The following is a 23,826-nucleotide window of genomic DNA, read 5'->3' on the forward strand; positions in this document are numbered from 1 at the left end:
CTCTCCGCCGTACCCGGCGGGACCACCGCCCCGGACACGGTCCACGAACCAGGACCCTGCCGGACAGCACAACCGGTCGCCGAGCCAGATGGCCGACGTCCGCTCCAGGGAAGGACCCTTCGTGAGCGACACCACCGATCTGATGGGCGTGACTGCCGACAGCAGTGTCGACACCGCCGCGCCCGCCGCAGGTGCCACCGGCACCGCACGGCGCCGCCGCTCCGGCACCGGCCTCGAGGGCATGGTCCTGGCCGAGCTGCAGCAGGTCGCGTCCGGCCTCGGCATCAGGGGCACCGCGCGGATGCGCAAGAGCCAGCTGATCGAGGTCATCAAGGAGGCGCAGGCCGGAGGGTCCGCCGCCCCCGCCAAGGCCGCCGACGCCGCCGAGACCAAGCCGAAGCGCCGCGCCACCTCCAAGACCCGCACGGGCGAGACCGCCGAGGCCGCCGCGCCCAAGGCGGAGAAGGCCGAGAAGGCCGTCGCCCAGCAGCAGATCGACATCCCGGGCCAGCCGGCCGCCGACGACGCCCCGGCCGGTGAGCGCCGCCGTCGTCGTGCCACCGCCCCCGCCGGTTCGCCGGAGGGCGAGGCCAAGGCCGAGGCCCAGGTCGTCAAGACCGAGGCCCGCACCGAGACCCGCGAGGTCAAGGCCGAGCCGCAGGCCGACGCCAAGGCCGAGTCCGCCGTCGACGGCGCCGAGGGCCGTGGCCGTCGTGACCGCGGCGAGCGGGGCGAGCGCGGGGAGCGCGGCGAGCGCCGTGACCGCCGTGACCGTCAGCGCGACCGCAAGGGCGACGAGCAGCAGGGCGGTGGCCAGGGCGGCCAGCGTCAGCGCCAGGGTGGCCAGGGCCAGGGCGGCCAGGGTCAGCAGGGCGGGCAGCAGGGTGGCCAGCAGGCCGGTCCGCAGGACGACTACGACGACGCCGAGGGCGGCCGTCGCGGGCGTCGGGGCCGTTACCGCGACCGCCGTGGCCGTCGTGGCCGTGACGACTTCCAGGCCGGCGAGCCGCAGGTCGCCGACGACGACGTCCTGATCCCCGTCGCGGGCATCCTCGACATCCTCGACAACTACGCGTTCATCCGGACCTCCGGCTACCTGCCCGGTCCGAACGACGTGTACGTCTCCCTCGCCCAGGTCCGCAAGAACGGCCTGCGCAAGGGTGACCACGTCACCGGCGCCGTGCGTCAGCCGAAGGAGGGCGAGCGCCGCGAGAAGTTCAACGCGCTGGTCCGCCTGGACTCCGCGAACGGCATGGCCGCCGACTCCGGCCGCGGCCGCCCGGAGTTCAACAAGCTGACCCCGCTCTACCCGCAGGACCGGCTCCGTCTGGAGACCGACCCGGGCGTGCTGACCACGCGGATCATCGACCTCGTGTCGCCGATCGGCAAGGGCCAGCGCGGTCTGATCGTGGCCCCGCCGAAGACCGGCAAGACCATGATCATGCAGGCGATCGCCAACGCGATCACGCACAACAACCCCGAGTGCCACCTGATGGTCGTCCTGGTCGACGAGCGTCCGGAAGAGGTCACCGACATGCAGCGGTCGGTCAAGGGCGAGGTCATCTCCTCGACCTTCGACCGCCCGGCCGAGGACCACACCACCGTCGCCGAGCTGGCCATCGAGCGCGCCAAGCGTCTCGTGGAGCTGGGTCACGACGTGGTCGTCCTGCTCGACTCGATCACCCGCCTGGGCCGCGCGTACAACCTCGCGGCGCCCGCCTCCGGCCGCATCCTGTCCGGTGGTGTCGACTCGACCGCGCTCTACCCGCCGAAGCGCTTCTTCGGTGCCGCGCGCAACATCGAGGACGGCGGCTCGCTGACCATCCTGGCCACCGCGCTGGTCGACACCGGCTCGCGGATGGACGAGGTGATCTTCGAGGAGTTCAAGGGCACGGGCAACATGGAGCTCAAGCTCGACCGGAAGCTCGCCGACAAGCGCATCTTCCCGGCCGTCGACGTCGACGCCTCGGGTACCCGCAAGGAGGAGATCCTCCTCGGCAGCGACGAGCTCGCCGTCACCTGGAAGCTGCGTCGCGTGCTCCACGCGCTCGACCAGCAGCAGGCGATCGAGCTGCTGCTCGACAAGATGAAGCAGACGAAGTCGAACGGCGAGTTCCTGCTCCAGATCCAGAAGACCACGCCGGGTGCCGCCAACAACGACTGACGCGAGAGCTGCGTCACACGACGAGAGCCGGACCCCGGCCCCGTAACCCCGTCGTGACCTGCGTGAACACCTGCGCCCACCGTGCCCCGCACGGTGGGCGCAGTGCTGTTTCCGGGCGGATCCCACCCAAACCTCACAGGCCCGCGTGCAACCCTTTCGGGTGCATCGCCGTCACAGAAGGTGAATCCTAGGGCTGAGGGAAGACGATGACCGAGCAGAGTGAGAGCGGCCGCGCACGCGGCGCGGGCGGCGGCCGGCGCCGCAAGCGGCCCGCCAAGCGGCGCAAGGCGCCGATCCTGATAGCGGGGGCCGCCGCGGTCCTCGTCCTCGGCGGCGCCGGACTCGGCTACGTGTACTTCAAGCTCGACGGCAACCTCCAGGGCGTCGACATCAACGCCCAGCTCGGCACCGAGCGCCCCGACGACGTCGACAACGGCTCCCTGGACATCCTCGTCCTCGGCTCCGACTCCCGCTCCGGCGACAACGGCGCCTACGGCAAGGACGAGGGCGGAGCCCGCTCCGACACCGCGATGGTCGTGCACGTCTACGAGGGCCACAAGAAGGCGAGCGTGGTCTCCATACCCCGCGACACCCTCGTCGACCGGCCCTCCTGCACCGACGGACAGGGGGGCGCCGTCGCCGGCGAGCGGCGGGCCATGTTCAACACCGCCTACGAGGTCGGCGGCCCGGCCTGCGCCGTCAAGACCGTCGAGTCGATGTCCGGCATCCGCATGGACCACTACATCGAGGTCGACTTCACCGGCTTCAAGAAGCTCATCGACGAGCTCGGCGGCGTCGAGATCACCACCACGCAGGCCATCGAGGACTCCAAGAGCCACCTCGACCTCGCGCCGGGCACGCACACCCTCGACGGCGAGCAGTCCCTCGGCCTCGTCCGTACCCGCAAGAGCGTCGGAGACGGCAGCGACCTCGGTCGCATCCAGCTCCAGCAGGCCTTCATGAAGGCCTTCATCGACCAGGCCAAGGACGTCGGCGTCCTCACCAACCCCGCCAAGCTGTACGGCCTCGCCGACGCCGCCACCAAGGCCATCACGCCCGACTCCGAACTCGACTCGGTCCAGGAGCTGATGGGCTTCGCCAAGGGCCTCTCCGGCATCGGCGCCCAGAACGTCCACATGGTGACCCTGCCCGTCGAGTACGACCCCCGGGACCCCAACCGCGTCGTCCCCCTCGAAGCCCAGTCCCGGCAGGTCTGGAAGGCCCTCAAGAGCGACCTTCCGATCCCCGCCGCGGCGACGAAGGACACCGCCACCGGCAAGGCCGACGGGGTCGTGAAGTAGGCCGGGGGAATACCTCCGGCCCCACCCCCGTTTTGGGAGATGCGGCCGGTCCTGGCAGACTGGTACGTCGGCCCCGGTTCACGCTTGCCGCAACCCGCGACGGCGACCCGGAGCCCTCCCGAAACTAGGAGACACCTTGAAGCGCGAGATCCACCCCGAGTACGTCGAGACCCAGGTCAGCTGCACCTGCGGCGCGTCGTTCACCACCCGTAGCACCCTCACCGAGGGCACCATCCGTGCCGAGGTCTGCTCCGAGTGCCACCCGTTCTACACGGGCAAGCAGAAGATCCTCGACACCGGCGGCCGCGTGGCCCGCTTCGAGGCCCGCTTCGGCAAGGCCGGCTCCGCCAAGTAGCGAGCCCCTGCGCCGGTCCTCGGCCGCCCCGCGCGGGTGGCCGGGACCGGCGCTTTGCCGTCCCCGTAGCAACTGACGAAAACCCCAGGAGCCCCCGATGTTCGAGGCGGTCGAGGACCTGGTCGGCGAGCACGCCGACCTTGAGACGAAGCTCGCGGACCCTTCGGTCCACGCCGATCAGGCGAACGCGCGCAAGCTCAACAAGCGCTACGCCGAGCTGACCCCGATCGTCGCCACCTACCGCTCCTGGAAGCAGACCGGTGACGACATCGAGACCGCCCGCGAGCTGGCACACGACGACCCCGACTTCGCCGCCGAGGTCAAGCAGCTGGAGAAGGACCGGGAGGAGCTCACCGAGAAGCTCCGCCTGCTCCTCGTCCCGCGCGACCCGAGCGACGACAAGGACGTCATCCTGGAGATCAAGGCGGGTGCCGGCGGCGACGAGTCCGCCCTCTTCGCCGGCGACCTCCTCCGGATGTACCTGCGGTACGCCGAGCGCGTCGGCTGGAAGACCGAGATCATCGACGCCACCGAGTCCGAGCTCGGCGGCTACAAGGACGTCCAGGTCGCGGTGAAGACCAAGGGCGGCAACGGCGCCACCGAGCCCGGCCAGGGCGTCTGGGCCCGGCTCAAGTACGAAGGCGGGGTGCACCGCGTCCAGCGCGTGCCCGCCACCGAGTCCGCCGGCCGCATCCACACCTCCGCCGCCGGCGTGCTCGTCACGCCCGAGGCCGAGGAGGTCGAGGTCGAGGTCCACGCCAACGACCTGCGCATCGACGTCTACCGCTCGTCCGGCCCCGGCGGTCAGTCGGTCAACACCACCGACTCCGCCGTCCGCATCACCCACCTGCCGACCGGCATCGTCGCCTCCTGCCAGAACGAGAAGAGCCAGCTCCAGAACAAGGAGCAGGCCATGCGCATCCTGCGCTCCCGGCTTCTCGCCGCAGCCCAGGAGGAGGCCGAGTCCAAGGCCGCCGACGCCCGCCGCAGCCAGGTCCGCACCGTCGACCGGTCCGAGAAGATCCGTACGTACAACTTCCCGGAGAACCGGATCTCGGACCACCGCGTCGGCTTCAAGGCGTACAACCTGGACCAGGTGCTCGACGGCGAGCTGGACCCCATGATCCAGGCCTGCGTCGACGCCGACTCGGCGGCGAAGCTCGCCTCAGCGTAAGGCCCCCCTCAAGCCCCACCCCGCACCACGGAGGACCAGCGTGAACCTGCTGCTTGCCGAGGTGGCCCAGGCCACCCAGCGGCTGGCCGACGCCGGCGTTCCCTCACCGCGTTTCGACGCCGAGGAGCTCGCCGCGTTCGTGCACGGCGTCAAGCGGGGGGAGCTGCACAACGTCAAGGACGCGGACTTCGACGCCCGCTACTGGGAGGCCGTCGCCCGCCGAGAGGCCCGCGAGCCGCTCCAGCACATCACCGGCCGGGCGTTCTTCCGCTACCTGGAGCTCCAGGTGGGGCCCGGCGTCTTCGTGCCCCGCCCCGAGACCGAGTCGGTCGTCGGCTGGGCCATAGACGCCGTACGCGCCATGGACGTCGTCGAACCCCTCATCGTCGACCTGTGCACCGGCTCCGGGGCCATCGCCCTCGCCATGGCCCAGGAGGTGCCGCGCTCGCGCGTGCACGCCGTCGAGCTCTCCGACGACGCCCTCGTGTGGACCCGCAAGAACGCCGAGGGCTCCCGCGTCACCGTCCACCAGGGCGACGCGCTCACCGCGCTCCCCGACCTGGACGGCCAGGTCGACCTGGTCATCTCCAACCCGCCGTACATCCCGCTCACCGAGTGGGAGTACGTGGCGCCCGAGGCCCGCGACCACGACCCGGAGATGGCCCTCTTCTCCGGCGAGGACGGCCTCGACACCATCCGCGGCATCGAGCGCACCGCCCACCGGCTGCTGCGCCCCGGCGGCCTCGTCGTCATCGAGCACGCGGACACCCAGGGCGGACAGGTCCCGTGGATCTTCAACGAAGAGGCCGGCTGGGCCGACGCCGCCGACCACCCGGACCTGAACAACCGGCCGCGCTTCGCGACCGCCCGCAAGGCGATGCCATGACCGCCATGACGAACCACGTGTACGAGGAGGCCGGGAACTGATGGCACGGCGATACGACTGCAACGAGGCGACCGACCGCGTGACCGGTCTGCGCGAGGCCGCGTCCGCCGTCCGCCGGGGCGAGCTGGTCGTGCTCCCCACCGACACCGTGTACGGGATCGGGGCGGACGCCTTCAGCAGCGAGGCCGTCGGTGACCTGCTCGCCGCCAAGGGCCGCGGCCGCAACATGCCCACGCCCGTGCTCATCGGCTCCCCGAACACCCTCCACGGCCTGGTCACCGACTTCTCCGAGCAGGCCTGGGAGCTCGTCGACGCCTTCTGGCCCGGCGCGCTCACCCTCGTCGCCAAGCACCAGCCGTCCCTCCAGTGGGACCTCGGCGACAGCCGGGGCACCGTCGCCATCCGGATGCCGCTGCACCCGGTCGCGATCGAGCTGCTCACCGAGGTCGGCCCGATGGCCGTCTCCTCCGCCAACCTCACCGGCCACCCGGCGCCGGAGGACTGCGACGCGGCCCAGCAGATGCTCGGGGACTCCGTCTCCGTCTACCTCGACGGCGGCCCGACCCCCGGCATCGTCCCGTCCTCGATCGTCGACGTCACGGGCAAGGTGCCGGTGCTGCTGCGCGAGGGCGCGCTCTCCCCGGAGGAGCTCCGGAAGGTCGTACCCGACCTCGAGGTGGCACATTGACCGCCCCTGAGGGGCGTGGCATAGCGGGGCACGAAGACAGCGACACCTTCCGCATCCTCCACGTCAGCACCGGCAACGTCTGCCGCTCGCCGATCACCGAGCGGCTGACCCGCCATGCCCTGAGCGACCGCCTCGGCGACCCCCTCGGCGGCGGCCTGATCGTGGAGAGCGCGGGCACCTGGGGCCACGAGGGCGCCCCGATGGAGGCCAACGCGGAACTGGTCCTCGCCGACTTCGGCGCGGACTACAGCGGCTTCGTCGGCCGTGAACTCCTCGACGAGCACGTCATCCGCGCCGACCTGGTCCTGACGGCGACCCGCGACCACCGGGCGCAGGTCATCTCGATGGGCCACTCGGCGGGCCTGCGCACCTTCACCCTGAAGGAGTTCACCCGCCTGGTCCGCGCGATCGACCCGGCCACGCTCCCGGACGCCCGCGACGAGGGCATGGTGGAACGCGCCCGCGCCCTGGTCCGCGCGGCCGCGGCTCTACGCGGGTGGCTCCTGGCCCCCTCGGTCGACGCCGACGAGGTCAACGACCCGTACGGCGCGCCGATCACGTTCTTCCGCTCGATCGGCGACGAGATCAATCAGGCGCTGGACCCTGTCGTCACCGCGCTGACGGGCGTCTCGGCCCGGCGCTGAGGGCCGAGCGGTGTGAGGGGCGCGTCGGGAGGAGGGGCTCAACCAGGCCCTCGATCCGGTGGTCACCGCGCTGACGGGCGTCTCGGCCCGGCGCTGAGGGGCGGGGTGGCGGGGGCGCGCCTACATTGGTGGCATGCCGGTCACCGCGCCCCCCGATGAGGAACTCGACGTCCTGCGCCGGCAGGACCCCGAGGTCGCCGACGTGCTGCTCGGGGAGATGCGGCGGCAGGCCGACAGTCTGCAGCTGATCGCGGCCGAGAACTTCACGTCGCCCGCCGTCCTCGCGGCCCTCGGCTCCCCGCTGGCCAACAAGTACGCCGAGGGCTACCCGGGTGCCCGGCACCACGGCGGCTGCGAGTACGCCGACGCCGCCGAGCGGATCGCCGTCGAGCGGGCCACCGCGCTCTTCGGAGCCGACCACGCGAACGTGCAGTCCCACTCCGGCTCCTCGGCCGTCCTGGCGGCGTACGCGGCCCTTCTCAGGCCCGGTGACACGGTCCTGGCCATGGGGCTCGGCCACGGCGGGCACCTCACGCACGGGTCGCCCGCCAACTTCTCCGGCCGCTGGTTCGACTTCGTCCCGTACGGCGTCGACGCCGAGAACGGGCTGGTCGACTACGAGCAGGTCGCCGCGCTCGCCCGCCACCACCGCCCCAAGGCGATCGTCTGCGGCTCCATCTCGTACCCCCGCCACCTCGACTACGCGATCTTCCGCGAGATCGCCGACGAGGTCGGCGCCTACCTCATCGCGGACGCGGCCCACCCCATCGGTCTGGTCGCCGGGGGAGCGGCCCCCACCCCCGTCCCGTACGCCGACGTGGTGTGCGCGACGACACACAAGGTGCTGCGGGGGCCGCGCGGCGGAATGATCCTCTGCGGCGAGGAGCTCGCGGGGCGGATCGACCGGGCGGTGTTCCCGTTCACGCAGGGCGGCGCCCAGATGCACACGATCGCGGCGAAGGCGGTGGCCTTCGGCGAGGCGTCCACTCCGGCGTTCACCGCGTACGCCCATCAGGTGGTCGAGAACGCCGAGGTCCTCGCGGCCGCGCTCGCCGCAGAGGGCTTCGCGCTGACCACCGGCGGCACCGACACCCACCTCATCACCGCCGACCCCGCACCCCTCGGCGTCGAGGGCCGCACCGCCCGCGCCCGGCTCGCCGCCGCCGGCATGGTGCTCGACACCTGCGCCCTGCCACACGGCGGAGCCGTACGCGTCGGGGCCGGGGAGAGCCGCGGGATCCGGCTCGGTACGGCCGCCGTCACCACGCAGGGGATGGGCGCACCGGAGATGGCGAGAATTGCCGCACTGTTCACCGTCGCGTTGCGGGACGACCCCGGGGAAACGGCCCGGGTACGCGCGGAAGTACGGGAGTTGACCTCCCGATTTCCCCCGTATGGGCGCTGACCGGAGGCCGAACGCAACCGTTCGGGTGGCCCCGGTGTCTCCAAGCACATGGACGGCACGGCTAGGGTGTGGGGCTGAGATGGCCAGCTATTCCTGTGGGGCAGCCCGTGCGTGATTACCTGCTGACGCTCTGTGTCACGGCCGCGGTGACCTATCTGCTCACCGGTCCGGTGCGGAAGTTCGCCATCGCGACCGGGGCGATGCCTGAGATCCGCGCCCGCGACGTACACCGAGAACCGACTCCGCGGCTCGGTGGCATCGCCATGTTCTTCGGGCTGTGCGCGGGACTCCTCGTCGCCGACCACCTGCAGAACCTGAACAGCGTCTTCGAGCAGTCCAACGAGCCCCGCGCGCTGCTCTCCGGCGCCGCGCTGATCTGGCTGATCGGCGTTCTCGACGACAAGTTCGAGCTGGACGCGCTCATCAAGCTGGGCGCGCAGATGATCTCGGCGGGCGTGATGGTCGCGCAGGGTCTGACGATCCTGTGGCTGCCGATCCCCGGTATCGGCACGGTCGCCCTCACCCCCGGGCAGGGCACGCTCCTCACGGTCGCCCTGGTGGTCCTCACCATCAACGCCGTGAACTTCGTCGACGGCCTCGACGGTCTCGCCGCCGGCATGGTCTGCATCGCCGCCGCGGCCTTCTTCCTGTACGCGTACCGCCTCTGGTACGGCTACACGATCGAGGCGGCCGCCCCCGCGACCCTCTTCGCCGCGATCCTCATGGGCATGTGCCTGGGCTTCCTGCCGCACAACATGCACCCGGCGCGGATCTTCATGGGCGACTCGGGCTCGATGCTGATCGGCCTGATCCTGGCGGCCTCCGCCATCTCGATCACCGGCCAGGTCGACCCGGACGCGCTGAAGATCTTCGAGGGCTCGACCCGGCAGGCCACCCACGCCGCCCTGCCCGTCTTCATCCCGCTCGTGCTGCCGCTGACGATCATCGCGATCCCGATGGCCGACCTGGTCCTGGCGATCGTCCGTCGTACGTGGAAGGGTCAGTCGCCGTTCGCGGCCGACCGCGGGCACCTGCACCACCGGCTCCTGGAGATCGGGCACTCGCACAGCCGCGCGGTGCTGATCATGTACTTCTGGTCGGCGCTCATCGCCTTCGGCACGCTGGCCTACTCGGTCCACTCGACGTCGATGTGGATCGTCCTCGGGGTGGTCGCGCTCAGCGCGATCGGTCTCGTGCTGCTCCTGCTGCCGCGCTTCACGCCGCGCGCTCCCCGCTGGGCGCAGGCCGTCGTGCCGCCCCGCTACCGCCGCCGCAAGCCGGCCGCCGTGGTGGCGGAGACCCTCGACGCCGTCGAGGGGGAGCGGGAGCCCGTCCCCGCGGGGGTCAACGGAGCGACCGCCATCGGTCACCGTTCGCGCTTCTCCGACAGGAGTAAGGCCGGGGCGCGTGGTTGACGAAAGCCCCATCCAGGGCCAATAGCAGACAAGGTGCCCCGCTGTCGTGCACACACGCGCGGGGTAACTCTCATGTGTGACGGTTGGCACACCTTATGGGTAAAGACCTATTCAAATAGTTTGTGATACGGTTCACGAGACCCGGCGACAGTGCCGAAAGACCGTAGTGCGACGGTCTGTTGGCCCCGAGACCCACCTCGGACCGGGCTTACGCTCGTCCCTGACGACACCACCGCCCCCTCCAGAGCAAGCGGAGACACCGCCATGCCGTCGAACGACGCACGCATCCTTCTGCACACCGCCGTACCCACCGCAGCCGTCGGCGCCATCGCCACGGTCATCAGCGGGGTGGTCGCCGGTGGCAAGGGTGCGCTCGGTGCCGTTGTCGGCACCCTGGTGGTCCTTCTCTTCATGGGGATCGGGCAGCTGGTTCTCCAGCGGACGGCAAAGTCGCTCCCGCACCTCTTCCAGGCCATGGGGCTCATGCTCTACACGGCCCAGTTGCTGGTGCTCTTCATCTTCCTGGCCTTGCTGAAGAACACGACGCTGTTCGACTTCAAGGCTTTCGCCTTCACGCTGCTCGCGACGACCGTGGTGTGGGTCGCCGCACAGGCCCGGGCCTACATGAAGGCCAAGATCACGTACATCGACCCCGGAAACACGGGGTCGAAGTCGTGAAGGGTAGGGCCGGGATAAAGCCGCGTTCGGCTTCCTGCTATCGTCCGGTGCCAACTGCGGCACTGCGGACGCGGGCATCCGAAACGGCGCCTGTCCCAGCGAGAGGCTCGATGCCGAACCGCCGCCCCCTTATTCGTAAGACCAGTCCAGTGCCGACCCGCGGCTGCGCGCCGCGCCGACACAACGAGGTTGCCGTACCTATGCGCCACGCTGAAGGAGCCCGCGGTGAGTGCTGACAAGACGCTTGCCTTCGACCCGGATTGCCACATCTTCAGTGGATGTGGCTTCCCGGCGCCGGGCCTGCACACGTTCATGTACGAGCCCATCGCCACGGTGGCCGGCATCGAGATCACCAAGCCGATGCTGCTCGCCGTTCTCGGCTCCATCGTGGTCGTCGGGTTCTTCTGGGCCGCCTTCAACAAGCCCAAGCTGATCCCCGGCAAGATGCAGATGGTCGGCGAGGCCGGTTACGACTTCGTGCGACGCGGAATCGTCTACGAGATCATCGGCAAGAAGGACGGCGAGAAGTACGTCCCCTTCATGGTGTCGCTGTTCTTCTTCGTCTGGATCATGAACCTCTGGTCGATCATTCCGCTCGCCCAGTTCCCGGTCACCTCGCTGATCGCCTTCCCGGCCGGTCTCGCGCTGATCGTGTATGTCATGTGGATCTCGCTCACCTTCAAGAAGCACGGCTTCGTGGGCGGCTGGAAGAACATCGTCGGTTACGACAAGTCCCTCGGTGCCATCCTCCCGATGGTCGTCGTCCTCGAGTTCTTCTCGAACCTCCTGATCCGGCCCTTCACGCACGCGGTGCGACTGTTCGCGAACATGTTCGCCGGTCACCTGCTGATCGTGATGTTCTCGCTGGCCACCTGGTACCTCATGAACGGCCTGGGCTTCGTCTACGCCGGCGCCTCGTTCGTGATGGTCCTCGTGATGACCGCCTTCGAGCTCTTCATCCAGGCCGTCCAGGCGTACGTCTTCGTCCTCCTGGCCTGCAGCTACGTCCAGGGCGCGCTCTCCGAGCACCACTGAGCCTCCCCGGCCCCGTAGCTCCACCCCCGAATCCATCAGTCGTCCGGTGGCCAACCCCCATCGGGTCATTGAAAGAGAAGGAAGTAACGGCATGTCCGCTGCTCTCGACATGATCAACCTCGCCGCCGAAGGTGGCAGCGCCAAGACCAACGTCGTCGGCAACGTCGCCTCGATCGGTTACGGCCTCGCCGCGATCGGCCCCGGCGTCGGCGTCGGCATCATCTTCGGTAACGGTACGCAGGCGCTCGCCCGCCAGCCCGAGGCCGCTGGTCTCATCCGTACCAACCAGATCATGGGCTTCGCCTTCTGTGAGGCGCTCGCCCTCATCGGCATCGTCATGGGCTTCGTCTACCAGTAAGCCGGACCGACTGCCCGATTCTTTTTACGGAAGGCACTGATGTGAACGCTCTGCTTCTTGCGCAGGGTGAAGAGGCGCAGCCTCCTCTCATCCCGCATCTCGACGAGCTCGTCATCGGCCTGATCGCCTTCGTCATCGTCTTCGGCTTCCTCGCCAAGAAGCTCCTCCCGAACATCAACAAGGTTCTGGTCGAGCGCCGCGAGGCCATCGAGGGTGGCATCGAGAAGGCCGAGTCGGCCCAGATCGAGGCTCAGAGTGTGCTGGAGCAGTACAAGGCCCAGCTCGCCGAGGCTCGCCACGAGGCCGCGCGTCTTCGCCAGGAGGCCACGGAGCAGGGCACCGCGATCATCCAGGAGATGAAGGCGGAAGGCCAGCGCCAGCGCGAGGAGATCATCGCGGCCGGCCACACGCAGATCGAGGCCGACCGCAAGGCCGCGTCCGCGTCGCTGCGTCAGGACGTGGGCAAGCTCGCCACCGACCTGGCCGGCAAGCTGGTCGGCGAGTCCCTCGAGGACACCGCCCGCCAGAGCCGCACCATCGACCGCTTCCTCGACGAGCTCGAGGAGAAGGCCGAGGCTGTCCGATGAACGGAGCGAGCCGCGAGGCACTGTCCGCCGCCCGCGAGTCCCTCGACGCGCTGACCGACAACACCCCGGTCGACGCGACGAAGCTCGCGGACGAGCTGGCCGCCGTCACCGTGCTGCTCGACCGCGAGGTGTCGCTGCGCCGGGTCCTGACCGACCCCGCGCAGTCGGGTGAGGCCAAGGCCGAGCTCGCGCAGCGACTCCTGCGCGGCCAGGTGGGCGGCGAGGCCGTCGACCTGGTGTCGGGCATGGTCCGTTCCCGCTGGTCGCGCTCGCGTGACCTGGTCGACGCGGCCGAGGAGCTGGCGAACACCGCCGACCTCACCGCGGCGCAGAAGGCGGGTGCGCTGGACAACGTCGAGGACGAGCTGTTCCGGTTCGGCCGGATCGTGTCCTCCAGCACCGAGCTCCGCTCGGCGCTGACGGACAAGGCCGCGACGGCCACCGCGAAGGGCACGCTGCTCAGCAGCCTGCTCGGCGGCAAGGCCCACGCGACCACCGAGCGTCTGGTCGTCCGTCTGGTGACCCAGCCCCGGGGACGTAGCCTGGAAGCGGGACTCGAGTCCCTGTCCAAGCTCGCCGCGGCGCGCCGGGACCGGATGGTCGCCGTCGTCACCTCGGCGGTGCCGCTGTCGGACCAGCAGAAGCAGCGCCTCGGCGCCGTTCTGGCCAAGCTGTACGGCCGCGAGATGCACCTGAACATGGACGTGGACCCCGCGGTCCTCGGCGGGATCACGGTGCGGGTCGGCGACGAGGTCATCGACGGTTCCATCGCGGAGCGCCTCGGCGAGGCGACCCGTCGACTGGCCGGCTGACGGCAGCGACCACAGCAGCATCAAGGCAGCACAGCAACACAGCATCACCAGCGGCCCGGTTGGGCCGTGCAGAGATTGCAGAAGATTCCTGGGGGTCGGCCCCCAGACCCCTTAAGAAACTTCGGGCCCAACAAGGAGAGCAGGGAACCCAGATGGCGGAGCTCACGATCCGGCCGGAGGAGATCCGGGACGCACTGGAGAACTTCGTCCAGTCGTACCAGCCGGACGCGGCCTCGCGCGAGGAGGTCGGCACGGTCAGCCTGGCCGGTGACGGTATCGCGAAGGTCGAGGGTCTTCCCTCGGCCATGGCGAACGAGCTGCTGAAGTTCGAGGACGGGACCCTGGGTCTCGCGCTGAACCTCGAAGAGCGCGAGATCGGTGCGATCGTCCTCGGCGAGTTCAGCGGTATCGAGGAGGGACAGTCGGTGCAGCGCACCGGCGAGGTCCTCTCCGTCGGTGTCGGTGAGGGCTACCTGGGTCGCGTCGTCGACCCGCTCGGTAACCCGATCGACGGTCTCGGCGAGATCGCGACCGAGGGCCGCCGCGCCCTCGAGCTGCAGGCCCCGGGCGTTATGGCCCGTAAGTCGGTGCACGAGCCGATGGAGACCGGCTACAAGGCCGTCGACGCCATGACGCCGGTCGGCCGTGGTCAGCGTCAGCTGATCATCGGTGACCGTCAGACCGGCAAGACCGCGCTGTGCGTCGACACGATCATCAACCAGCGCGACAACTGGCGCTCGGGCGACGTGAACAAGCAGGTCCGCTGCATCTACGTCGCCGTCGGCCAGAAGGGCTCGACCATCGCGTCCGTTCGCGGCGCCCTGGAAGAGGCCGGTGCGCTCGAGTACACGACGATCGTCGCCGCCCCGGCGTCCGACCCGGCCGGCTTCAAGTACCTGGCGCCGTACACCGGTTCCGCCATCGGTCAGCACTGGATGTACCAGGGCAAGCACGTCCTCATCGTCTTCGACGACCTGTCGAAGCAGGCCGACGCCTACCGCGCCGTGTCGCTGCTGCTGCGCCGCCCGCCGGGCCGTGAGGCCTACCCGGGTGACGTCTTCTACCTGCACTCCCGTCTCCTCGAGCGCTGCGCGAAGCTCTCGGACGAGCTGGGCGCGGGTTCGATGACCGGTCTGCCGATCGTCGAGACGAAGGCCAACGACGTCTCCGCGTTCATCCCGACCAACGTCATCTCCATCACCGACGGCCAGTGCTTCCTGGAGTCCGACCTGTTCAACGCCGGCCAGCGTCCGGCCCTGAACGTCGGTATCTCGGTCTCCCGTGTCGGTGGCTCCGCCCAGCACCCGGCGATGAAGCAGATCGCCGGCCGCCTCCGCGTGGACCTGGCCCAGTTCCGTGAGCTGGAGGCCTTCGCGGCCTTCGGTTCCGACCTGGACTCGGCCTCGAAGGCGCAGCTGGAGCGCGGTCAGCGGATGGTCGAGCTGCTCAAGCAGGCTCAGTACCAGCCGATGCCCACGGAGAACCAGGTCGTCTCGGTCTGGGCCGGTACCACCGGCAAGATGGACGACGTCCCGGTGGCCGACATCCGCCGCTTCGAGGCCGAGCTCCTGGCGTTCCTCCGCCAGAGCCACTCCGGTCTCATGACCTCCATCCGTGAGGGCAAGAAGATGTCGAACGACACCCTGACGGCCGTCGCCGACGCCATCGCGGAGTTCAAGCAGCAGTTCGAGACGTCCGACGGCAAGCTGCTCGGCGCGGACGCCCCTGCCGCCGTCAACGTCTCGAAGTGACGACGGAAGGGACCTGACTCATGGGAGCGCAGCTCCGGGTCTACAAGCGTCGCATCAAATCCGTCACCGCGACGAAGAAGATCACCAAGGCGATGGAGATGATCGCCGCCTCGCGTGTCGTCAAGGCGCAGCGCAAGGTGCAGGCGTCGACTCCGTACGCGACCGAGCTCACCCGCGCGGTCACGGCGGTGGCAACCGGTGCGAACGACAAGCACCCGCTGACCACCGAGGCGGAGAACCCGAGCCGTGCCGCGGTCCTGCTCCTCTCGAGCGACCGCGGTCTGGCCGGTGCCTTCAACTCCAACGCCATCAAGGCGGCGGAGAAGCTCATCAAGAAGCTGGAGGGCGAGGGCCGCGCGGTCGACATCTATGTCGTCGGTCGCCGTGGTGTCGCGCACTTCAACTTCCGTGAGCGGAAGCTGAGCGACACGTGGACCGGCTTCACGGACGAGCCCACGTACGCGGACGCCAAGAAGATCGCGGCACCGCTGATCGAGGCGATCGAGAAGGACACGGCCGAGGGTGGTGTGGACGAGCTCCACATCGTCTACACCGAGTTCGTCTCGATGATGACCCAGACGGCGATCGAGGCCCGGCTGCTGCCCCTCAGCCTCGACGAGGTGGCGAAGGAGGCCGGCGAGCCGGACACCCTCCGTCCGCTGTACGACTTCGAGCCGTCGGCGGAGGACGTCCTCGACGCCCTTCTGCCGCGCTACGTCGAGAGCCGTATCTACAACGCGCTGCTCCAGTCGGCTGCTTCCAAGCACGCCGCCACGCGCCGCGCGATGAAGTCGGCGACCGACAACGCGGGAGACTTGATCAACAACCTCTCCCGACTTGCCAACGCGGCCCGCCAGGCCGAAATCACCCAGGAAATCAGCGAGATCGTCGGTGGCACCGCAGCCCTGGCCGACGCGACCGCGGGGAGTGACAAGTAATGACGACCACTGTTGAGACGGCCGCCGCCACGGGCCGCGTCGCCCGGGTCATCGGCCCGGTCGTCGACGTGGAGTTCCCCGTCGACGCGATGCCGGAGATCTACAACGCCCTGCACGTCGAGGTCGCCGACCCGGCCGAGGAGGGCGCGATCAAGACGCTGACCCTCGAGGTCGCGCAGCACCTCGGTGACGGCATTGTCCGCACCATCTCGATGCAGCCCACCGACGGTCTGGTCCGCCAGGCCCCCGTGGTCGACACCGGCGACGGCATCACGGTGCCCGTCGGTGACGTCACCAAGGGTCGCGTGTTCAACACGCTGGGCCAGATCCTGAACGAGCCCGAGGCCGAGTCCGAGGTCGGCGAGCGGTGGTCCATCCACCGCAAGGCCCCGGCGTTCGCGGACCTCGAGTCGAAGACCGAGATGTTCGAGACCGGCCTGAAGGTCGTCGACCTTCTCACCCCGTACGTCAAGGGTGGAAAGATCGGTCTGTTCGGTGGTGCCGGTGTCGGCAAGACCGTTCTGATCCAGGAAATGATCATGCGTGTGGCGAAGCTGCACGAGGGCGTTTCCGTGTTCGCCGGTGTCGGTGAGCGCACGCGTGAGGGCAACGACCTCATCGCGGAGATGGAAGAGTCCGGCGTTCTGGACAAGACCGCGCTGGTCTTCGGCCAGATGGACGAGCCCCCGGGCACCCGTCTGCGCGTGGCCCTCGCCGGTCTGACCATGGCGGAGTACTTCCGCGATGTGCAGAAGCAGGACGTGCTGTTCTTCATCGACAACATCTTCCGCTTCACGCAGGCCGGTTCCGAGGTCTCGACCCTGCTCGGCCGTATGCCCTCCGCGGTGGGTTACCAGCCGAACCTGGCCGACGAGATGGGTCTCCTCCAGGAGCGCATCACCTCGACCCGTGGTCACTCGATCACCTCGATGCAGGCGATCTACGTCCCCGCCGACGACCTCACGGACCCGGCGCCGGCGACCACCTTCGCCCACCTCGACGCGACGACGGTTCTCTCCCGTCCGATCTCCGAGAAGGGCATCTACCCGGCCGTGGACCCGCTGGACTCCACGTCCCGGATCCTGGACCCGCGCTACATCGCGCAGGAGCACTACGACGCCGCCACGCGCGTCAAGGGAATCCTGCAGAAGTACAAGGACCTCCAGGACATCATCGCGATCCTCGGTATCGACGAGCTGAGCGAGGAGGACAAGCTCGTTGTCCACCGCGCCCGCCGTGTCGAGCGCTTCCTGTCCCAGAACACCCACGCGGCGAAGCAGTTCACCGGTGTGGACGGTTCGGACGTTCCGCTCGACGAGTCGATCGCCGCGTTCAACGCGATCTGCGACGGTGAGTTCGACCACTTCCCGGAGCAGGCGTTCTTCATGTGCGGTGGCCTTGAGGACCTCAAGAACAACGCCAAGGAGCTCGGCGTCTCCTGAGCCTCGTGCTCGCCTGAGGGGGGCGGGATCCGTCCCGTCCCCCTCTCCACGCCCCCTAGAATTGACCCCAACACCCGGCACGACCGCCGGGTGGTGACCCGAGGAGCCACCCTTGGCTGCTGAGCTGCACGTCGAGCTGGTCGCCGCGGACCGGAGTGTCTGGTCCGGCGAGGCCACCTTGGTCATCGCGCGTACCACCTCCGGCGACATCGGCGTCATGCCCGGCCACCAGCCGCTGCTCGGTGTGCTGGAGTCGGGCCCGGTGACCATCCGTACGAGCGAGGGCGCGACCGTCGTCGCCGCCGTCCACGGCGGATTCATCTCGTTCGCCGACGACAAGCTGTCTCTGCTCGCGGAGATCTGCGAGCTGGCGGACGAGATCGACGCCCAGCGCGCCGAGCGCGCGCTGGAGCGTGCGAAGACGGACTCCGACGCCGCCGCCGAGCGGCGCGCCGAGGTCCGGCTGCGCGCGGTGTCCGTCCGCTGACGGTCCGCGCCGAGTAGTAGTGCCCTCAGCCGCGGCACGGTCCGGAATACTCCGGAGCGTGTCGCGGCTGAGGCGATGCAGATGCAGGTTGTATTCGGTTCTGCCGGCGGTGCCGGCTACGGGACGCAGCGAGGAGGTCGGTGAAGATGTTCCTCGCTCTGCTCGTGTGCGGCCTGGTCGTCGCACTGGTGGTGATCGGGCTCTTCGTCTTCGGCTTGCGCCGGAGGCTGATCCAGCGCGCCGGCGGCACCTTCGACTGTTCGCTGCGCTGGGACATCCCCGACGAGCCGGATCCGACCGGCAAGGGCTGGGTGTACGGCGTCGCCCGCTACAGCGGTGACGAGATCGCCTGGTTCCGTGTCTTCTCGTATTCGCCCCGCCCGCGCCGGGTCCTGGAGCGCTCCTCCATCGTGGCCCTGGAGCGCCGGATGCCGGCGGGCGAGGAGGAGCTCGCGCTGCTCTCCGACGCGGTGATCCAGCCCTGTATGTACGAGGGCGTCCGCCTGGAGCTCGCGATGAGCGAGGACGCCCGGACGGGCTTCATGGCCTGGCTGGAGGCGGCGCCTCCCGGGCAGCGAGTGAACGTGGCCTGATACGGCTGAAGCGGGGGACGGCGTGCTGCGCCGTCCCCCGCTTCGTCGTTCCGGCTAGTTCAGGCCGCTGTTGATGGCGCCGACCAGCTCGCCGTTGCCGGTGTCACCGCTGAACTCCCAGAAGAACGCTCCGCCGAGGCCCTGGTTCTTGGCCCAGCTCATCTTCGAGTTCACGGTCGCCGGGGTGTCGTAGCTCCACCAGTTGCTGCCGCACTTGGCGTATGCCGTGCCCGCGACGGTGCCGGTGGCCGGGCAGGAGTTCTTGAGGACCTTGTAGTCCTCGATGCCCTGCTCGTAGGTGCCCGGCGCGGGGCCGGTCGCCGAGCCGCCGGGGGCGTCCTGGGTGACGCCGGTCCAGCCGCGTCCGTAGAAGCCGATGCCGAGCAGCAGCTTGTTGGCGGGGACGCCCTTCGCCTTGAACTTGGCGATCGCCTCGGCGGAGTTGAAGCCCGCCTGCGGGATGCCGGCGTACGAGGTGAGCGGGGAGTGCGGGGCCGTCGGGCCCTGCGCCGCCCAGGCGCCGAAGAAGTCGTACGTCATGACGTTGAACCAGTTCATGTACTGCGCGGCGCCCGCGTAGTCGGCGGCGTCGATCTTGCCGCCGGCGGAGGCGTCGGCCGTGACGGCAGCGGTGATCAGGTTGTTGGCGCCGAACTTGGCGCGCATGGCCTGCATCATGTTCTTGAAGGAGGCCGCGCCGCTGGTGTCGCAGGACAGGCCGCAGGCGTTGGGGTACTCCCAGTCCAGGTCGATGCCGTCGAAGACGTCGGCCCAGCGCGGGTCCTCGACCAGGTCGTAGCAGGACTGGGCGAAGGCGGTCGGGTTCTGTACGGCCTGGCCGAAGCCGCCGGACCAGGTCCAGCCGCCGAAGGACCACAGGATCTTGATGTTCGGGTAGGCCTTCTTCAGCTTGCGGAGCTGGTTGAAGTTGCCGCGCAGCGGCTGGTCCCAGGTGTCGGCGACGCCGTCGACGGACTGGTCGGCGGTGTAGGCCTTGTCGTAGTCGGCGTAGGAGTCGCCGATGGTGCACTTGCCGCCGGTGACGTTGCCGAAGGCGTAGTTGATGTGGGTGATCTTGGACGCGGAGCCCGAGGTCACGATGTTCTTCACGTGGTAGTTGCGCCCGTAGACGCCCCAGTTGGTGAAGTAGCCCATCTTCACGGCGTTCGGGAGGGGCTGGCCGCCGCCTCCGCCGGTGGTGCGGACGGCGACCGGGCCGGCGGCGGGGCCGGTCTGGTCGATCGTGTCGCGGGCGACGACGGTGTACGCGTAGTCGGTGCCCGCGGTGAGGCCGCTGTCCGTGAAGGTGAGACCGGTGGTGGTGGTCACCTTCGTGCCGTCGCGCAGGACGTCGTAGTTCTTGACGCCCTTGTCGTCGGTGGCCGCGGTCCAGGTGAGCTTCGCCGAGGTGTCGGTGATGTTCGAGGCGACCGGGGTGCCGGGGGCCGAGGGCGGGTTGTCGCCCGGCTGGCTGGTGCCGTCGCAGGGAGCGCCGTTGATCTTACAGCCGGTGGGCGCGCCGGAGCCGGTGCCGTTGTAGCCGAAGGAAACGGAGGCACCGGGGGCGAGGGTGCCGTTCCAGCCGACGTTCTTGGCGGTCCAGTGGGTGCCGGAGCTGGTGACGGTGGCGTCCCAGGCGGAGGTGACGGCGGTGCCGGAGGGGTAGTCCCACTCGACGGTCCAGGAGGAGAGGGTCGTGGTGCCGGTGTTCTTCACCGTCCACTTGCCTTCGAAGCCGGTGCCCCAGTCCTGGGGCTTGGTGTAGGTCGCGGTGGCCGAGGCGGCGGCTTCGGCGGGGGAGGCGAGGCCGACCATGGCGGCCAGCGGCAGGATCAGGGCGGTCAGTCCGGCGGCGGTCCGGTGTCTGAACCCTGCTCTGCGCGTCGGTGCTTGAGTGCTCAACGGTGCTCCTCAAGTTGCGGACGGACAAGGTGGGGGTGGTCCGTGGAGATGCGCGCGCCCCGCGAGCGTAGGAAGGTCTGGACCAATCGTCAAGAGGTCCAGACCAACGTCGGCAAAGATCTGCTAAACCCCCAACTCCTGCGCCAGTACGGCCGCTTGGACCCTGCTCCGCAGCTCCAGCTTTCCCAGCACCTTGCTGACGTGCGTCTTCACCGTCGCCTCCGCCATGTCGAGGCGTACCGCGATCTCCGCGTTCGACAGACCCAGGCCGAGCGCCCCCAGCACCTCCCGCTCCCGGGGCGTCAGCACGTCCAGTACGGCGGAGTCCGCCGCCGGACGGCTCGGGGCCGCGAACTCCGCGATCAGCCGGCGCGTCACCGCCGGGGCGATCAGCCCCTCCCCGCGCCCCACCGTCCGTACCGCCGTGATCAGGTCCTTCGCCTCCGTGTCCTTCAGCAGGAAGCCCGAGGCCCCGGCCCGCAGCGCCCCGAAGACGTACTCGTCCAGGTCGAACGTCGTCAGGACGAGCACGTCGGCGAGACCCTCCGACACCACCAGACGGGTCGCCGTCACCCCGTCCATCCGGGGCATCTGCACATCCATCAGGACCAGGTCCGGGCGCAGTTCGCGTGCCAGCTCCACCGCGCGCTCGCCGTCCGCCGCCTCGCCGACCACCTCGATGTCCGGCGCGCTGCCCAGGATCAGCACGAGCCCCGCCCGCACCGCGGACTGGTCCTCGGCCACGACCACCCGGATCGTCATGCGTTCCCCGCCTTCTCGTCCGCGGGCAGCACGGCCCGCACCTGCCAGACCGTTCCCGCGGCCGCCGCCCGGAACTCCCCGCCGAGCAGCTCCGCGCGCTCCCGCATCCCCACCAGTCCCGAACCCGTCCCGGGCGCCGACGGCCCCGGCCGCCTCCCGTACGGCGAGTCGACGGCCACGGTCAGGACCCCGTCGCCGCGGCCCACCCGCACGGTGACGGTACCGGGGGAGGCGTGCTTGACCGCGTTGGCCAGCGATTCCTGCACGATCCGGTACGCGGCCAGCTCCACCGGCGCCGGCAGGGCGGCTCCGCCCGCGGGCCGGGTGTCGTGGAGGACGAACTCCAGCCCGCCGGACGAGCCGTTCGTCCGGGCCCGGGCGAGCAGACCGTCCAGTGCGTCGAGGCTCGGCACCGCTCCCGGCTCGGCGTCCCCGCTGCTGTCCCGAAGGAGTCCGATGAGCCGCCGCATCTCGGCGAGACCCGCCACGCTGTTCTCCCGGATCACCGTCAGCGCCTGCCGGGTGGTGGCCGGCTCGTCGAGGGAGAGCGCGGCGGTGGAGTGGATCGCGATCGCCGAGAGGTGGTTCGCCACCATGTCGTGCAGCTCGCGCGCCATCCGCGCCCGCTCGGCCACCACTGCCTGCGCCCGGTCCATCTCGGCGAGCAGCGCCGTCTGTTCGGCCCGCAGCCGGGCGGCGTCCGCCGCCTCGCGGTGGTTGCGGACGATGGCGCCCGTCACCGCCGGAAGGAAGGAGATCATGCCGGTGATGACCCCGACGAGCAGCGCGTACGCGTTTTGCCACCAGACGAGGAAGCCGATCGTCACCCCGACCGTCACGAGACCGGTGGAGTACGGGACGCGGCGGGCGTGGGCGGTCGGCCCGTACACGACGGCCGCGTAGACGACGTCCGTGAACATCAGGACGGTGGCCAGGCTTCCGTACGTGAACTGGTCCGCGACGATCGCGAGCGTGCCGACCGTCAGCGCCGCCCTGGGCGCCGTCCGGCGCATCGCCTCGCACCCGGCCATCACCACGAGCGGCACGAGCGTCGCCCAGCGCTGGGTGAACAGCCGGTCCACCTGGGTGTGAAGACCGAACGACCAGAGGAGCAGGCCGCCGACGAGGCCGGTGGCGGCGATGAGCAGGTCGTCGCGGTGCGGGCGGGGGACTGTCACGTACTCATCCAACATGCCGCACCGGGCCGGGACCTCCTCGCCCCGGCCGATCCGTCCCTCCGTCGAAGGATGTAGGCCCGATTCGTCACCGGCGACGACGAACCGGGCGCGGACCCACGGGACGCTGAAGGGGAACCGAGAGGGGAACCGCCGTGATCGTCACGCTGATCGTGCTCTGCGAGGTCGGCTTCTGGGTCCTGCTGGCCGCCGGCCTCGCCACCCGCTACCTCCTGAAGATGCCCCGGACGGGTATGGCGCTGCTGCTCGGCGAGCCGCTGCTGGAGGTCGTGCTCCTCGTCGCCACCGCGATCGACCTCAAGAACGGCGGCGAACCCGGCTGGGAGCACGGCCTCGCCGCGCTGTACATCGGCTACACGGTCGGCCACGGCCACCGCACCGTGAAGTGGCTCGACGGCCACGCCGCCCACCGCCTCGGCGGCGCCCCGCCGCCCCCGAAGCCCCCGAAGTACGGCATGGCGCGCGCCCGTCACGAGGGCAGGATCTGGCTGGGCACGCTGGTCGGCGGCGCCATCGCCACGGTCCTGCTGCTCCTCGCCCTCTGGTACGTCGGCGACGACGGGAACACCGACGGCCTGCGGAGCTGGATGTTCGCCGCCTGGCGGGCCGTCGGCATCCACGGTCTGATCGCGCTGAGCTACTTCGTCCGGCCGAAGAAGGACCCGGAGGCCGGCTCAGCGGTCGCCGCCCGGGACCCAGAGCACGTCCCCGACCTCCTTGTTCGCCGTGCGGGCAAGGATGAAGAGCAGGTCCGATAGCCGGTTGAGGTACGTGGCGGTCAGGGCGTTCATCGTCTCGCCGTGCACCTCCAGGGCCGCCCACGTGGAGCGCTCCGCCCGCCGGACCACCGTGCACGCCTGGTGCAGCAGGGCCGCCCCGGGCGTGCCGCCCGGCAGGATGAAGGAGCGCAGCTTGTCGAGCTCTTCCAGGAAGCGGTCGCAGTCGGCCTCCAGCTTGTCGACGTAGCCCTGCTCGACGCGCAGCGGCGGGTACTCGGGGTTCTCCACCACCGGCGTGCAGAGGTCCGCGCCCACGTCGAAGAGGTCGTTCTGGATGCGGACGAGGACCTTCACGAGCTCCTCGTCGAGCTGTCCGAGGGCGATGGCCGTCCCGATGGCGGCGTTGGCCTCGTTGGCGTCGGCGTAGGCCGAGATCCGCAGATCCGTCTTGGCGGTCCGGCTCATGTCGCCGAGCGCCGTGGTGCCCTTGTCGCCGGTACGGGTGTAGATACGCGTCAGATTGACCATGGGGTC

Annotated in this window: 24 protein-coding genes; 20 read left to right on the forward strand and 4 right to left on the reverse strand. The window is 69.8% G+C overall.

What is annotated here, in order from left to right; genetic code table 11:
• Positions 1 to 121: 121 nt before the first annotated feature.
• The 19 genes from rho to ACN9M0_RS25395 all read left to right on the forward strand — a co-directional run bounded on the left by rho (position 122) and on the right by ACN9M0_RS25395 (position 18,713).
• Positions 122 to 2,164, forward strand: a complete 2,043-nt coding sequence (gene rho, locus ACN9M0_RS25305; RefSeq protein ID WP_399696070.1) for a transcription termination factor Rho — start codon at positions 122 to 124, stop codon at positions 2,162 to 2,164.
• 206 nt (positions 2,165 to 2,370) lie between these two features.
• On the forward strand, positions 2,371 to 3,465 hold the full coding sequence (locus ACN9M0_RS25310) for an LCP family protein (protein ID WP_366036114.1): 1,095 nt from the start codon (positions 2,371 to 2,373) through the stop codon (positions 3,463 to 3,465).
• 136 nt (positions 3,466 to 3,601) lie between these two features.
• Positions 3,602 to 3,820, forward strand: coding sequence for a 50S ribosomal protein L31 (gene rpmE / locus ACN9M0_RS25315; protein ID WP_030321069.1), 219 nt, complete (start codon positions 3,602 to 3,604; stop codon positions 3,818 to 3,820).
• Positions 3,821 to 3,917: 97 nt separating this feature from the next.
• Positions 3,918 to 4,994 carry a peptide chain release factor 1 gene (gene prfA, locus ACN9M0_RS25320; protein WP_366036113.1) on the forward strand — a complete coding sequence of 359 codons (1,077 nt, stop codon included), beginning with the start codon at positions 3,918 to 3,920 and terminating at the stop codon, positions 4,992 to 4,994.
• Positions 4,995 to 5,034: 40 nt separating this feature from the next.
• Entirely contained in the window at positions 5,035 to 5,880 is an 846-nt protein-coding gene (gene prmC / locus ACN9M0_RS25325; RefSeq protein WP_366036112.1) for a peptide chain release factor N(5)-glutamine methyltransferase, read from the forward strand.
• A 40-nt stretch (positions 5,881 to 5,920) separates the two neighbouring features.
• Complete coding sequence (locus tag ACN9M0_RS25330) at positions 5,921 to 6,568, forward strand: L-threonylcarbamoyladenylate synthase (RefSeq protein ID WP_366036111.1); 648 nt, start codon at positions 5,921 to 5,923, stop codon at positions 6,566 to 6,568.
• Positions 6,565 to 7,212: a protein-tyrosine-phosphatase gene (locus tag ACN9M0_RS25335; RefSeq protein WP_366036110.1), complete on the forward strand. Its 648-nt coding sequence runs from the start codon at positions 6,565 to 6,567 to the stop codon at positions 7,210 to 7,212. The genes ACN9M0_RS25330 and ACN9M0_RS25335 overlap by 4 nt, the downstream gene beginning before the upstream one ends.
• Positions 7,213 to 7,345: 133 nt before the next feature.
• Positions 7,346 to 8,617, forward strand: coding sequence for a serine hydroxymethyltransferase (gene glyA / locus ACN9M0_RS25340; protein ID WP_366036109.1), 1,272 nt, complete (start codon positions 7,346 to 7,348; stop codon positions 8,615 to 8,617).
• 107 nt (positions 8,618 to 8,724) lie between these two features.
• A complete protein-coding gene (locus tag ACN9M0_RS25345; RefSeq protein ID WP_366036108.1) occupies positions 8,725 to 10,032 on the forward strand; it encodes an MraY family glycosyltransferase in 1,308 nt (435 codons plus the stop codon).
• A 264-nt stretch (positions 10,033 to 10,296) separates the two neighbouring features.
• A complete protein-coding gene (locus tag ACN9M0_RS25350; RefSeq protein WP_366036107.1) occupies positions 10,297 to 10,710 on the forward strand; it encodes a hypothetical protein in 414 nt (137 codons plus the stop codon).
• Positions 10,711 to 10,935: 225 nt separating this feature from the next.
• On the forward strand, positions 10,936 to 11,745 hold the full coding sequence (atpB, locus tag ACN9M0_RS25355; protein ID WP_366036106.1) for a F0F1 ATP synthase subunit A: 810 nt from the start codon (positions 10,936 to 10,938) through the stop codon (positions 11,743 to 11,745).
• Positions 11,746 to 11,836: 91 nt separating this feature from the next.
• On the forward strand, positions 11,837 to 12,103 hold the full coding sequence (gene atpE / locus ACN9M0_RS25360; RefSeq protein WP_024761915.1) for an ATP synthase F0 subunit C: 267 nt from the start codon (positions 11,837 to 11,839) through the stop codon (positions 12,101 to 12,103).
• Between the two features lie 41 nt (positions 12,104 to 12,144).
• On the forward strand, positions 12,145 to 12,690 hold the full coding sequence (locus ACN9M0_RS25365) for a F0F1 ATP synthase subunit B (RefSeq protein ID WP_366036105.1): 546 nt from the start codon (positions 12,145 to 12,147) through the stop codon (positions 12,688 to 12,690).
• Entirely contained in the window at positions 12,687 to 13,502 is an 816-nt protein-coding gene (locus tag ACN9M0_RS25370) for a F0F1 ATP synthase subunit delta (protein WP_366036104.1), read from the forward strand. The genes ACN9M0_RS25365 and ACN9M0_RS25370 overlap by 4 nt, the downstream gene beginning before the upstream one ends.
• A gap of 152 nt (positions 13,503 to 13,654) precedes the next feature.
• Entirely contained in the window at positions 13,655 to 15,253 is a 1,599-nt protein-coding gene (gene atpA / locus ACN9M0_RS25375) for a F0F1 ATP synthase subunit alpha (protein WP_366036103.1), read from the forward strand.
• A 20-nt stretch (positions 15,254 to 15,273) separates the two neighbouring features.
• Entirely contained in the window at positions 15,274 to 16,191 is a 918-nt protein-coding gene (locus tag ACN9M0_RS25380; RefSeq protein ID WP_366036102.1) for a F0F1 ATP synthase subunit gamma, read from the forward strand.
• Positions 16,191 to 17,633: a F0F1 ATP synthase subunit beta gene (atpD, locus tag ACN9M0_RS25385; RefSeq protein ID WP_366036101.1), complete on the forward strand. Its 1,443-nt coding sequence runs from the start codon at positions 16,191 to 16,193 to the stop codon at positions 17,631 to 17,633. Before ACN9M0_RS25380 ends, atpD begins: the two co-directional genes overlap by 1 nt.
• Before the next feature lie 112 nt (positions 17,634 to 17,745).
• Positions 17,746 to 18,120, forward strand: a complete 375-nt coding sequence (locus ACN9M0_RS25390; RefSeq protein ID WP_189799849.1) for a F0F1 ATP synthase subunit epsilon — start codon at positions 17,746 to 17,748, stop codon at positions 18,118 to 18,120.
• 146 nt (positions 18,121 to 18,266) lie between these two features.
• Positions 18,267 to 18,713, forward strand: a complete 447-nt coding sequence (locus ACN9M0_RS25395; protein WP_366036099.1) for a DUF2550 domain-containing protein — start codon at positions 18,267 to 18,269, stop codon at positions 18,711 to 18,713.
• A gap of 54 nt (positions 18,714 to 18,767) precedes the next feature.
• On the opposite strand, the gene ACN9M0_RS25400 is transcribed toward ACN9M0_RS25395, so the two are convergent.
• The 3 genes from ACN9M0_RS25400 to ACN9M0_RS25410 all read right to left on the reverse strand — a co-directional run bounded on the left by ACN9M0_RS25400 (position 18,768) and on the right by ACN9M0_RS25410 (position 22,570).
• Entirely contained in the window at positions 18,768 to 20,528 is a 1,761-nt protein-coding gene (locus tag ACN9M0_RS25400) for a glycosyl hydrolase family 18 protein (RefSeq protein ID WP_399696139.1), read from the reverse strand.
• A gap of 210 nt (positions 20,529 to 20,738) precedes the next feature.
• The gene (locus ACN9M0_RS25405; RefSeq protein ID WP_366036098.1) at positions 20,739 to 21,377 is read right to left on the reverse strand and encodes a response regulator transcription factor; all 639 of its coding nucleotides are present in this window, start codon (positions 21,375 to 21,377) and stop codon (positions 20,739 to 20,741) included.
• The gene (locus tag ACN9M0_RS25410) at positions 21,374 to 22,570 is read right to left on the reverse strand and encodes a sensor histidine kinase (RefSeq protein WP_366036096.1); all 1,197 of its coding nucleotides are present in this window, start codon (positions 22,568 to 22,570) and stop codon (positions 21,374 to 21,376) included. The genes ACN9M0_RS25405 and ACN9M0_RS25410 overlap by 4 nt, the downstream gene beginning before the upstream one ends.
• Before the next feature lie 137 nt (positions 22,571 to 22,707).
• On the opposite strand from ACN9M0_RS25410, the gene ACN9M0_RS25415 reads away from it, so the two are divergent.
• Positions 22,708 to 23,331 carry a hypothetical protein gene (locus ACN9M0_RS25415; protein WP_426404272.1) on the forward strand — a complete coding sequence of 208 codons (624 nt, stop codon included), beginning with the start codon at positions 22,708 to 22,710 and terminating at the stop codon, positions 23,329 to 23,331.
• On the opposite strand, the gene ACN9M0_RS25420 is transcribed toward ACN9M0_RS25415, so the two are convergent.
• The gene (locus ACN9M0_RS25420; RefSeq protein ID WP_366036094.1) at positions 23,248 to 23,820 is read right to left on the reverse strand and encodes a cob(I)yrinic acid a,c-diamide adenosyltransferase; all 573 of its coding nucleotides are present in this window, start codon (positions 23,818 to 23,820) and stop codon (positions 23,248 to 23,250) included. The genes ACN9M0_RS25415 and ACN9M0_RS25420 overlap by 84 nt on opposite strands.
• Between the last annotated feature and the right edge of the window lie 6 nt (positions 23,821 to 23,826).

Source organism: Streptomyces sp. R-07 (genome assembly GCF_049913175.1).
Classification (GTDB): Bacteria; Actinomycetota; Actinomycetes; order Streptomycetales; family Streptomycetaceae; genus Streptomyces.

What these genes read in the sequence shown, in the direction of transcription:
- ACN9M0_RS25310 (WP_366036114.1), top strand. Translation starts at nt 2,371, where the DNA reads ATGACCGAGCAGAGTGAGAGCGGCCGCGCACGCGGCGCGGGCGGCGGC.
- prfA (WP_366036113.1), top strand. Translation starts at nt 3,918, where the DNA reads ATGTTCGAGGCGGTCGAGGACCTGGTCGGCGAGCACGCCGACCTTGAG.
- ACN9M0_RS25330 (WP_366036111.1), top strand. Translation starts at nt 5,921, where the DNA reads ATGGCACGGCGATACGACTGCAACGAGGCGACCGACCGCGTGACCGGT.
- glyA (WP_366036109.1), top strand. Translation starts at nt 7,346, where the DNA reads ATGCCGGTCACCGCGCCCCCCGATGAGGAACTCGACGTCCTGCGCCGG.
- ACN9M0_RS25350 (WP_366036107.1), top strand. Translation starts at nt 10,297, where the DNA reads ATGCCGTCGAACGACGCACGCATCCTTCTGCACACCGCCGTACCCACC.
- atpE (WP_024761915.1), top strand. Translation starts at nt 11,837, where the DNA reads ATGTCCGCTGCTCTCGACATGATCAACCTCGCCGCCGAAGGTGGCAGC.
- ACN9M0_RS25370 (WP_366036104.1), top strand. Translation starts at nt 12,687, where the DNA reads ATGAACGGAGCGAGCCGCGAGGCACTGTCCGCCGCCCGCGAGTCCCTC.
- atpA (WP_366036103.1), top strand. Translation starts at nt 13,655, where the DNA reads ATGGCGGAGCTCACGATCCGGCCGGAGGAGATCCGGGACGCACTGGAG.
- ACN9M0_RS25380 (WP_366036102.1), top strand. Translation starts at nt 15,274, where the DNA reads ATGGGAGCGCAGCTCCGGGTCTACAAGCGTCGCATCAAATCCGTCACC.
- atpD (WP_366036101.1), top strand. Translation starts at nt 16,191, where the DNA reads ATGACGACCACTGTTGAGACGGCCGCCGCCACGGGCCGCGTCGCCCGG.
- ACN9M0_RS25395 (WP_366036099.1), top strand. Translation starts at nt 18,267, where the DNA reads ATGTTCCTCGCTCTGCTCGTGTGCGGCCTGGTCGTCGCACTGGTGGTG.
- ACN9M0_RS25400 (WP_399696139.1), bottom strand. Translation starts at nt 20,528, where the DNA reads ATGGTCGGCCTCGCCTCCCCCGCCGAAGCCGCCGCCTCGGCCACCGCG.
- ACN9M0_RS25405 (WP_366036098.1), bottom strand. Translation starts at nt 21,377, where the DNA reads ATGACGATCCGGGTGGTCGTGGCCGAGGACCAGTCCGCGGTGCGGGCG.
- ACN9M0_RS25410 (WP_366036096.1), bottom strand. Translation starts at nt 22,570, where the DNA reads ATGTTGGATGAGTACGTGACAGTCCCCCGCCCGCACCGCGACGACCTG.
- ACN9M0_RS25420 (WP_366036094.1), bottom strand. Translation starts at nt 23,820, where the DNA reads ATGGTCAATCTGACGCGTATCTACACCCGTACCGGCGACAAGGGCACC.